Annotated in this window: 7 protein-coding genes and 1 pseudogene; 3 read left to right on the top strand and 5 right to left on the bottom strand. The window is 70.6% G+C overall.

The genetic code is table 11. The features are described from left to right. Positions 1–640: 640 nt before the first annotated feature. Complete coding sequence (locus ACFU3E_RS26775) at positions 641–1,264, bottom strand: TetR family transcriptional regulator (RefSeq protein ID WP_384163257.1); 624 nt, start codon at positions 1,262–1,264, stop codon at positions 641–643. 186 nt (positions 1,265–1,450) lie between these two features. After that, a complete protein-coding gene (locus ACFU3E_RS26770) occupies positions 1,451–2,275 on the bottom strand; it encodes an SDR family oxidoreductase (RefSeq protein ID WP_384163254.1) in 825 nt (274 codons plus the stop codon). A gap of 166 nt (positions 2,276–2,441) precedes the next feature. Here ACFU3E_RS26770 and ACFU3E_RS26765 point away from each other — a divergent pair, with 166 nt between their 5' ends. The 3 genes and pseudogenes from ACFU3E_RS26765 to ACFU3E_RS26755 all read left to right on the top strand — a co-directional run. Next, complete coding sequence (locus tag ACFU3E_RS26765; RefSeq protein WP_384163251.1) at positions 2,442–3,299, top strand: helix-turn-helix domain-containing protein; 858 nt, start codon at positions 2,442–2,444, stop codon at positions 3,297–3,299. Between the two features lie 426 nt (positions 3,300–3,725). Next, positions 3,726–4,229: a GNAT family N-acetyltransferase gene (locus ACFU3E_RS26760; RefSeq protein WP_384163281.1), complete on the top strand. Its 504-nt coding sequence runs from the start codon at positions 3,726–3,728 to the stop codon at positions 4,227–4,229. A gap of 21 nt (positions 4,230–4,250) precedes the next feature. Next, positions 4,251–5,024: pseudogene (locus ACFU3E_RS26755) on the top strand (SGNH/GDSL hydrolase family protein); the annotation flags it as partial. A 122-nt stretch (positions 5,025–5,146) separates the two neighbouring features. Here ACFU3E_RS26755 and ACFU3E_RS26750 read toward each other — a convergent pair. The 3 genes from ACFU3E_RS26750 to ACFU3E_RS26740 all read right to left on the bottom strand — a co-directional run bounded on the left by ACFU3E_RS26750 (position 5,147) and on the right by ACFU3E_RS26740 (position 9,418). Beyond that, entirely contained in the window at positions 5,147–5,689 is a 543-nt protein-coding gene (locus tag ACFU3E_RS26750; protein ID WP_384163248.1) for a GNAT family N-acetyltransferase, read from the bottom strand. A gap of 249 nt (positions 5,690–5,938) precedes the next feature. Beyond that, positions 5,939–8,152 (bottom strand): glycoside hydrolase family 3 N-terminal domain-containing protein, encoded by a 2,214-nt coding sequence (locus ACFU3E_RS26745; protein WP_384163245.1) that lies wholly within the window; start codon positions 8,150–8,152, stop codon positions 5,939–5,941. A 138-nt stretch (positions 8,153–8,290) separates the two neighbouring features. Beyond that, positions 8,291–9,418 carry a cellulose binding domain-containing protein gene (locus tag ACFU3E_RS26740; RefSeq protein WP_384163242.1) on the bottom strand — a complete coding sequence of 376 codons (1,128 nt, stop codon included), beginning with the start codon at positions 9,416–9,418 and terminating at the stop codon, positions 8,291–8,293. Positions 9,419–9,693: the final 275 nt, after the last annotated feature.

Genomic DNA, 9,693 nt, shown 5'->3' with positions numbered 1-9,693 from the left:
CTCATGGTCCGGGGTGTTCTTGGCCGCGTACGACCGCCCCAATACCCCGGCCCCCCCCCCCCGCCACTGGCCCCCCCGGGGCGCCCGCCCGCTTATTCCCGGCGCCCGGGCCCACCACGGGCCGGGCCCGGCGTAGGGGCCACTGCGGGACGGGTGCCTCACCGGAACCCGCCGAGCAGTGCTGATCGCCAGCGCGGTCGGCAGCACCGCGGAACAGGTGCCGCACGCTGTCCGCCCCGGCTTCCGTGCCGCGCCGGCGGGGGCGCGATCAGCACGCCAGCGGGGCGGCCTGACCTCGCGGATGTGGCGCGGACAGTTGGCCCGCGCGTCGGCGGCCTCGCGTACCGGCGGTTCGCGACGGTAGGTGACCTGAACCGCTCGTCGATACCGAGGCTGTTCGCGGTCGGCATCGGACCGACTTTGGCACCGGGCGCTTCCACAGAGGTCCGGGCGATGGCCACGCTCCGCGCTCCGTTCCTCCCGCAGCCGGTCACCGTCGCCGCGCCGGCTCCCTTGCTGCCGCCCACGACCACCGCGAGACGGCCGCCGGGATCTCTGCTGAACCTGGCCGCGAGCACGGACCCTCCTCGGAGGGAGGCTCCAGGACGGCGTGCAGCTGGGCTGCCGCCCGCGCTGCGGTCTACTCCGCCAGCGCGCCCATCGCACGGTCGAGCAGCACCGCCAGCGGGACGGATCCCCCGCAGGCCACCCACCCGGTGGCGGCGACGTCCAGGCAGGCGAGCGCGGCGGCGACCAGCGCGCTCGGCCTGGTGTCCTCCGGCCGGCCGGGGTCGATTCCCATGCGCCGGGCGATCTCCGGCACCAGCAGTTCCTGCCAGCTCAGTTGCTTCTCGTAGTGCCCGGCGCGCAGGGAAGGTGTCTCCTGGAGCATGCGCAGGTAGCTGAGTGCCTGCTCGGGGGCCTCCTCGTTCATTCGCGTCAGGACGTCGAAGGCGCGGCGCAGCGCCTCCCAGGGCCGCTCGTCGTCGGGGCGGGCGGCCAGTGCCTCCGCGATCACACGACCGGATTCCGCCAGGCGTCCCAGAACGATCTCTTCCTTGGTGCCGAAGTAGCGGAACAGGCTGGCGCGCGACAGGCCGACCTCGGCGGCGATCTGGTCGACGGTCGTCCGGTCGAACCCCTGCTCGGTGAAGAGTCGGTGCGCCACCTCGACCACCTCTGCCCGGACCGTCGCACGCATGCGCTCACGCAGGCCGGGCGGCTTGCCGGTGGACTGGGCCGAGGGTCGGGCTGCTTCGGTCATACCGGGAGCCTACAGCAGAGACTCAATGTGATACCGAGTATCAGACGCGGGATACCTGCCGGTGCGACTGCGGACTGACACCTCGGAGACCGGCTCTCGTGAGTGGTGCACATGCGTGTGCCACGCGATGAACGGCGCGGGTCCGTCCGTCGCAGGCGCATGCGCCGCAGGAGCCGCGGCGCGGGGCTATGCGGCCTGCCCCTGGGCCTGCGTGGCCACGTCGGCCCATTCCTCCCAGGTCTTCAGTCGGTCCGCGTAGACCTGGGGAACGTAGTGGAGGGGGAAGGCGCCGAAGAAGACACGCAGCGGCGGGTTGTCGGCGTCCACGATCTTCAGCAGAGCCGGGCCGGCGGCGGCCGGGTCGCCGTTCTGGACGCTGCTCAGGTTGGCGACCACGGCCGCGCGCACCTCTTCGTAGGCGGGCAGGTTCTCGGCGAAGGCGCCGGAGGACCCGCTCCAGTCGGTGGCGAAGCTGCCGGGTTCCACGAGAGTGACCTTGATTCCGAAGCCGGCGACCTCCTGCGCGAGGGAGTCGGTGAAGCCCTCCAGAGCCCACTTGGAGGCGTTGTAGCCGCCCATGAGGGGGAAGGTGATGACGCCGCCGATGCTCGATATCTGCACGATGTGGCCGCTCCCCTGCGCCCGAAGGAGGGGCAGCACCGCCTGGGTCACCCACAGGGCGCCGAAGAAGTTGGTCTCCATCTGGTCGCGGACCTGTTGCTCGGTCAGCTCCTCGACCGCGCCGAACAGGCCGTAGCCGGCGTTGTTGACGACGACGTCCAGGCGGCCGAAGTGGTCGTGCGCCCGCTTCACGGCCTCGGCGGCGGCGGCCTTGTCGGTGACGTCCAGGGTCAGAGGAAGGATCGCCTCGCCGTGGGCGGCCACCAGGTCCGCGAGGGAGTCGGCATTGCGGGCGGCCGCCGCGACCTTGTCGCCGCGCTCCAGGGCCGCCTGGACGAACTGACGGCCGAAGCCGCGGGACGAGCCGGTGATGAACCAGATCTTGCTCATGAAAACACTTCCTTCGAAATGAAGTCTTAGGAGGAGACTCTACATCTATGCGAGACGGAGTATCAAGATGAGTCACGGAATCGTTGTTGTACGCTGCCTCGCACGGCAAGGCACATCGAACGACTGGAGGACAGAGGTGTCTTCACATGAGGCGCCCGGTGACCGAGTGACGTCCGGACTCGACCGGCGGAACGAGCTCAGAGAGTTCCTGCGCTCTCGCAGGGCCCGCATCAAGCCTGCCCACGCGGGCCTGCCCTCGTACGGGAGGCGGCGGGTTCCGGGATTGCGGCGCGAGGAACTGGCGCAGCTCGCAGGGGTGTCGTACGCGTACTACGCGCGCCTGGAACAGGGTTACGGGGAGACCATGTCGGCCGAGGTGCTGGACGCCGTGGCCCGCGCCCTGCGCCTGGACGAGGAGGAGCGTGAGCACCTGGTCCGGCTCGCCCGGCCCGACCGGAACAGTCCGGCACAGGCCGCAGCCCCGGCGCAGCGACTGCGGCCCGGCATCCGGCATCTGCTGGACGCGCTCGGCGTACCCGCCTATGTGGTGGACCGGCGCATGGACATCCTGGGATGGAACCGGCTCGCCGTCGCCGTCTTCGGGGACTGGGGGCAACTGCCGCCCGGGGAGCGCAATGCGGCCCGGCTGATCTTCCTCTCGCCCGAGACACGCGAACGGTTCGCCGACCCGGTGCGGGCGGCGTTGACAGTCGCCGGTGCGCTGCGCATGAACGCCGGCAAGAGCCCTGCTGATCCGCACTTCTCCTCCCTGATCCAGGAGTTGTCGCAGAAGAGCGGGGAGTTCCGGCGTCTGTGGGCACGGCACGAGGTGAGCTGCGGGAGCGTCGGTGAGTCCGTGCGGATGCGGCACCCGCTGGTCGGAAAGTACGAACTCCTCCACGAGCCCATGGCGCTGCCCGGCGGCGCCCCCATGCGGATGGTCACCTTCCACGCGGAACCGGGCTCCCCATCAGAGGAGGCCTTGCGCTTGCTGGCCAGTCGGGAGATGGAGCCGCAGCACTGAGACAGTCCACCCCACCGACGGGCGGCGCGGCCGGCCCGTCATCCCGCACTGGCCGAGGCCGCCGGCATCCGGGCCACCGGTGCGGAGCCGTGGAGGGGACCGATGATGCGCGACAGGGGGAGCCCGGTGCCGTTGCGGGTGTGGGCGATGATCTCGGCGGTTGCGCTCTCCACGGAGGCGGACCCGCCCTGCGGGCCCGGCGGCCGGCTGCTCGCCGGTTCCACCGACCGCTACGTGGTGCTGCCGTCCGGCCGGGTCAGCGGGCGCGCCCTGGCCGACGGCCGGGAGGGCACCGCACTGGCCTTCAGTCCGGACGGCACCCGGCTCGCCGTCGGCGACTCCACTGGGCACGTCGCGCCACCGGATCTCGGAAGCGATCCGAGAAGCTCACCCAGGGCCTGCTCTCTGTCGTGCGATGCTGGCGCCATGACTGATCGAGTCGGCATCGCCATCGTCCACCGGCCGGGCCAGGCGGCCTCTGTCAGGGACGACGGCCTGGCCGCGCTGCTGGCGGCCTACCATCTGCGGACGCAGGCCGAGAAGGGCGAGCCCGTTGCCGATGTGGACGGGCTGCCGGACCGCTACCGGGCAGAGATCTCCGACCCGGGGACAACGTTCGCCGACGATGTCGTACTGATGGCCATGAGCGGGGACGCCGCTGTGGGCTGCGCGGTGCTGACCGCGCCTGCCGGGAGGCGGTCGGAGGTCAAACGGCTCTGGACGGATCCGGCATTCCGGGGCCGGGGCATAGCCTCCGGCCTGCTCGATGCCGCCCTGGCGCATGCTGCGGCTGGTGGCGTCAGCACCGTGCGGCTGTCGGTCTGGACGTGGCGGACCAGGGCCATCGCCCTGTACGAACGGTTCGGATTCACCGTCACCGAGTCATGGGACGAGCGGGATCAGCTGGTGTGCATGGAACGCCCGGTGTGAGAACAACCAGACTCGACGCCCGTGACCACGGTGTACCACCCTCACACGCGCTATGTCGCGCTGGGCGACAGTCTCACCGAGGGCATCGGGGTCCCCGGCCCCGCAGGGGGATGCCGTGGCTGGGCCGACCGGCTCGCCGAGATTCTCGCTGCGGGACAGCCGGACTTCACCTACACCCGTCTCGCTGTGCGCGGAAAGACAGCCGCGCAGATCAGGGCTGAACAGCTCGGCCCGGCGCTCGCACTGCAGCCCGACCTGGTGACCGTCATGGCAGGCATGAACGATCTCGTACGGTCGGGTTTCGACGCCGCCTCGGTCATCGCGGACATCGAGGGGATGTTCGCCCGTCTCACCGCCTCGGGGGCCCGCGTGGCCACAGTGACCTTCCCGGACCTGGGCAAGGTCTCCCCGCTCGCCCGTCGCGCACTCCCCCGCACCCTCGATCTCAACACCCTTCTGCGCGCCGCCGCAGAACGGCACGGCGTCGCCGTCCTGGACGTCTTCCCCCACCCCGTCACTACCGCCCCGCGGCTGTGGAGCGACGACCGCCTTCACGCCAGTCCGCTCGGACACGCCAGGATCGGCGCCGGCATGGCCCACACTCTCGGTCTGCCGGGCCACCATGACTGGTCCGAACCACTGCCTGTGCTGGCCCCGGTCCCGGCCCTGCGAGCCGTAGGAGCCGATCTGCGCTGGGCCACGGCCTTCCTCGGCCCCTGGATGTGGCGGCGGCTGCGTGGACGCTCCTCGGGAGACGGAGGTATGGCCAAGAGGCCCGAGCCGGGGCCTGTGACGCGGGGCAGACAGCCTGAACCCCGCTTCCGGGTTTGGCGCAGTGCTGATCAGGCAGCGACCCCCTACATAGGCATACCGCTGCCGACGACTCCACCCAGAGCCGAGGACGCCCCCTTCGGCGATCAGCGAGTGGCTGTGACGTACTGGTCCGACGACAACTCGAACACCCGTACTCGCCGACCGCAGGTGGGATTGACGGTCTCACGGACCGGATGCATCCCCAGCTTGGTCATGATCCGTTCGGACGCGTCGTTGCCCACTTGAGCGATGCTGACGATCCGTTCCAGCCCTCGTTCTTCGAACCCGAACCGTACAGCCGCCGCAGCGGCCTCGGTGGCCAAGCCCTGCCCCCAGTGGGAACGTCCCAGCCGCCAGCCGACCTCAACCGCCGGCAGTACCTCCGGCAAGAAGTGGGGCACCGAAAGGCCGGTGAACCCGGCCAGCTCGCCAGTGGACCGGATCTCCACCGCGAACAGGCCGAAGCCCTGTGACTCCCACTCGTTCTCCCATGCCCGGACCCCGCCGCGAGTCTGCTGTTCGTCACGGACGCTGCCGTCACGGATCCACCGCATGACCTCGGGGTCGGCGTTGACGGCAGCCATGGGCGCAACGTCTTCCTCGCGCCAGCGACGCAGGACCAAACGGGGAGTCTCGAGCGTGACCATCCAGTCATTCTGGATCGCACATGGGCTCTCCGCCATCCCCACCAGACACGTTTCGATACCCGCCCCCTACAGCGAACGCCCTGTCCACGTCAGGGTGGTCGCCCCCTGGTACGGCCATGGCTGCGACTCCGCCGGGCTCGGTGAAGTCCCCCTGCGGCGGCCACGGAGTCAGGTCGCCCGCCAGCAAGACGTCCCGCCGGCCGCGGTACCGGGCGCGCCCGGCCGCGGTCCGACGTCCTGGGCCGTACGTCAGGAGCCGGTGCACTGCGGTGCGGGCGTGCCGGCGTCCCCGTTGGAGGTGAAGCCGAACGAGGTGGTGGCGCCTTGTGGCAGGGCGCCGTTGTGAGCGGCGTTGCGGACGGTGGCCCGGCCCTGCGCCACTGACAGGGTGCCGTTCCACAGGCTGGAGACGGTGGAGCCGTTCAGGTGCCAGGCGACGGACCAGCCGGTCAGCGGGCCAGTGCCGGTGTTCTTGACAGTGACCTCCGCCTGGTGACCGCCGGACCAGGACGAGGTGGTCTCGAACCGGGCGGTGCAGGCCTTGGGCGCGGGCTGCGGATCCGGGTCCGGGCCGGGGTCCGTGCCGTAGGTCAGGCCGTGGCCGTACGGGAAGAGAGGGCTCTTTCCGTCGCCGTCGTTGACCGGTTGCTGGGAGGCGCTGCGCATCCAGGTCATGGGCAACTTGCCGGAGGGGGCGTGGTCGCCGAAGAGCACGTCTGCCACTCCGCCCCCCTCGGTGCCCGGCAGCCAGGCCGCCAGCAGAGCCTTCCAATCGGGCAGTTGGGCGGCGATGTCGAGCGGACGGCCGGATACCAGGACCACGACGACGGGCACTCCACTCGCCTTCAGCCTGGCGAGGGTCTGCACGTCCTCCTGGTCCAGCCCCATGCTCCCGGGCCGGTCGCCACGCATCTCCGCATAGGGCGTCTCCCCGACGACCGCCACGGCTGCCGCATAGCCGGCGTCGATGCCGTTGCCGTAGCGGTCGTACGTGACGCGGGAAGAGCCGGCGGTGGCCCGGATGCCCTGGAGGATCGTGGTGCCCTCGGTGACCGGGCCACTGCGGCCCTGCCAGCCCAGGGTCCAGCCGCCGCTCTGATTGCCGATGTCGTCGGCGGACTTGCCGGCCACGAACAGCTTGGCGTTCTTCGCCAGCGGCAGCACGCCGTCCTCGTTCTTCAGCAACACCTGCGAGGCGCGCACGGCCTGGCGGGCGAGCGACCGATGCTCGGCGGATCCGATGCCCGGCGTGTACGAGCGGTCGGTGAGCGGCCTCTCGAAGAGGCCGAGTTGGAACTTCTTGGTGAGGATGCGGCGGTTGGCGTCGTCGACGCGCGCGAGGGGAATCCGCCCGGCGGTGACCTCGGCGCGCAGCAGGCCGAGGAATTTCCTGTAGTCCTGCGGGACCATCACCATGTCCACGCCCGCGTTGACGGCCGTGGTGATCTCGGCGCCCGTGAAGCCGCTCTGCCCGTCCAGCTGGTCGACGGCGGCCCAGTCGGAGACGACGAACCCACCGAAGTCCAGCTCGCCCTTGAGCAGGTCGGTGACCAGGTACCTGTGGGCATGCGATCTCACGCCGTTCCAACTGCTGTACGAGAGCATCACCGAGCCCACGTCCCTCCGCACCGCCTCCTGGAAGGGCGGCAGGTGGATGGCGCGCAGTTCGGCCTCGGACAGTTCCGTGGTCCCCTGGTCGACCCCACCGGTGGTGCCGCCGTCGCCGAGGTAGTGCTTGGCGGTGGCCAGCACCGAGGCGGGGCCGGCGCCCAGGGTCTCGCCCTGCAGGCCGGTGATGAACGACGTCATGGAGGTGGGCAGTTCGGGCTTCTCGCCGAACGACTCGTAGGTGCGGCCCCACCGGTCGTTGCGGGCCACGCACAGACAGGGCGCGAAGGACCAGTCGATGCCGGTGCCGGCCACCTCCTCGGCCACCGCGTGCCCGACGCGCCGCACCAAGGCGGGGTCGCGGGTGGCGCCGAGGCCGACGTTGTGCGGGAAGATCGTGGCGCCGCGCACCGCGTTGTGCCCGTGCACGGCGTCGATGCCATAGATCATCGGGATGGCGAGCGGGGTACCGAGTGCCGTGCGTTGCAGTGAGTCGTAGGTGTCGGCCCAGGTCTGGGCGTTGTTGGGGCTGACCGTGGAGTCGCCGCCGGAGAGCACCGAACCGATGCGGTAGGTGGCGAGGTCGGCCCGCGGAACCAACGCGTCCTTCTCGATCTGTGTCATCTGCCCGACCTTGTCGTCGAGCGTCATCCGGGACAGCAGGTCGGTGACACGGTCTGCCACCGGCAGGGCGGGGTCACGGTACGGCAGGCCGGCGGACACCATCGAGACGGCGGGCACCGCCGGGCCTGCGGGCGCGGCCGCGCCGGTCAGGCCGGTCACGGCGAGCGCGGCGGCACACAGGGCGGCGGCGAACGCGGGGCGGCGGGAGGGCGGTGCGAGGCTCTGGCTCATGGCGTAGGGCCTTTCCGGGGGGCGGCCGGAGGAGTGAGGGAGCGGAGTGGTTGCCCCGGGGCCCCGGGGCCCACCCTTTCGGCGTGGGAAGTGGAGGGTAGGCCCCGGGGCCGGTCCGGTGCGACGTGCCGCGCCGGGTCACGCGCAGGCGGTGCCGTTCAGGCTGAACCCGGTCGGCCTGGCGAACGAGCCGCTGTAGGTGGCCTGGAAGCCGAACGTCTGGCTGCCACCGGGCGCGATCCGCGCGTTGTGCCCCAGGCCGCTCGCCGTCACCGCCCCGGAGGAGGGGGAAAGGGCGGCGTTCCAGGCGCTGCTGACCCGCTGCCCGGCGGGCAGGGTGAAGGACAGCTTCCAGGCGTCCAAGGGGGACGAACCGGTGTTGGCGATCGTGACGTCGGCGGTGAAGCCGCCCTCCCAGATGTTCGGCGCGTAGGTCACCTTGCAGCTCGTCTTCGGGTCCCCGGGATCTCCCGGGTTGCCCGAGCCGCCGGTGTTGACGGTCGACGAGAAGGAGTTCACCGCGAGTCCCGCGCCGTTCTGCCACGGCTCGAAACCGGCCTGCACACTGGTCAGGTACCAGTCGTTCTGCGCCATCCCGCGGGAGACGGTCTGCCGGACGAAGTCCATGACGTCGAAGCTCCACCCGCTGATCGCCGAGGGGGCGACGAAGGAGATCACGTCGTTGGAACCGTTGTTGCCGGTCCACACCTGCCAGCTGCGCCCGCCCACGGAGGCCGTGCCGCTCGGAGAGCCGATCGGCTGGATCGAGCCCACCTTGTTGAACCAGATCATGATCTCGGTGCGGTTCACCCCGTCGGTGCGGGGTGTCGGGTCCAGCCAGATGTCGTAGGAGGCGTTGTACACGGCGTCGCCGACGAAGCCGTAGGAGATGCTGCTGGGCGCGCTGCTGATGCCGTTGATCCGAGCCGGGAGGCTGGTGCCCGGTGAACAGTTGGTGTAGTGGCAGCCGTTGTAGACGGACGGGTACGACTTCGGGGCGCCGTTGGTGGGCACCGCGCCGTCGGCCTGGGTGACACGGAAGCCTGTGTCGGTGGCGGTGACACACTGCGTGGCGCTGGTGCCCCAGCGGTTGTTCTGGACGACGTAGCGCCCCTGGATGACGGTCGAGCCGAACTGCTGGCAGATCGTGGTGTCGGCCTGCGCCGCCGGCGCACCGGCCACCAGGGCCGCCAGGGTGGTGAGAACGGTGAGCAGCGCGCCGAACAGAACGCGCGGGATGTGGGGGCGGTGTGGTGACGATCGCATGTGGGGGCCTCTCCGGGAGAGTCGAGCGGACGGGCGACGCACATTCGAAGCGCCCCGCCTGTCGATATTGGGAGCGCTCCCACCCATTGCTTCGATGTCGGACTGTAGAAGCGCTTCATGTCCCTGACAACCCTTTGAACGGTGACCGCGCGGAGCGATGTGGACCCATCAGCGCACAGGGCCGACGGAAGGCACAGGCATCCGGCGGTCGCAAGGCATTGGGAGCGCTCCCGAATCCGTCGGTACCGAGAGTCGGCCTCGAGATGCTTGGCTCG

This window comes from Streptomyces sp. NPDC057424 (genome assembly GCF_042803315.1).
GTDB lineage: Bacteria > Actinomycetota > Actinomycetes > Streptomycetales > Streptomycetaceae > Streptomyces.
The sequence above is the reverse complement of the archived record's forward strand: the minus strand, read 5'-3'. Positions and strand labels throughout refer to the sequence as shown.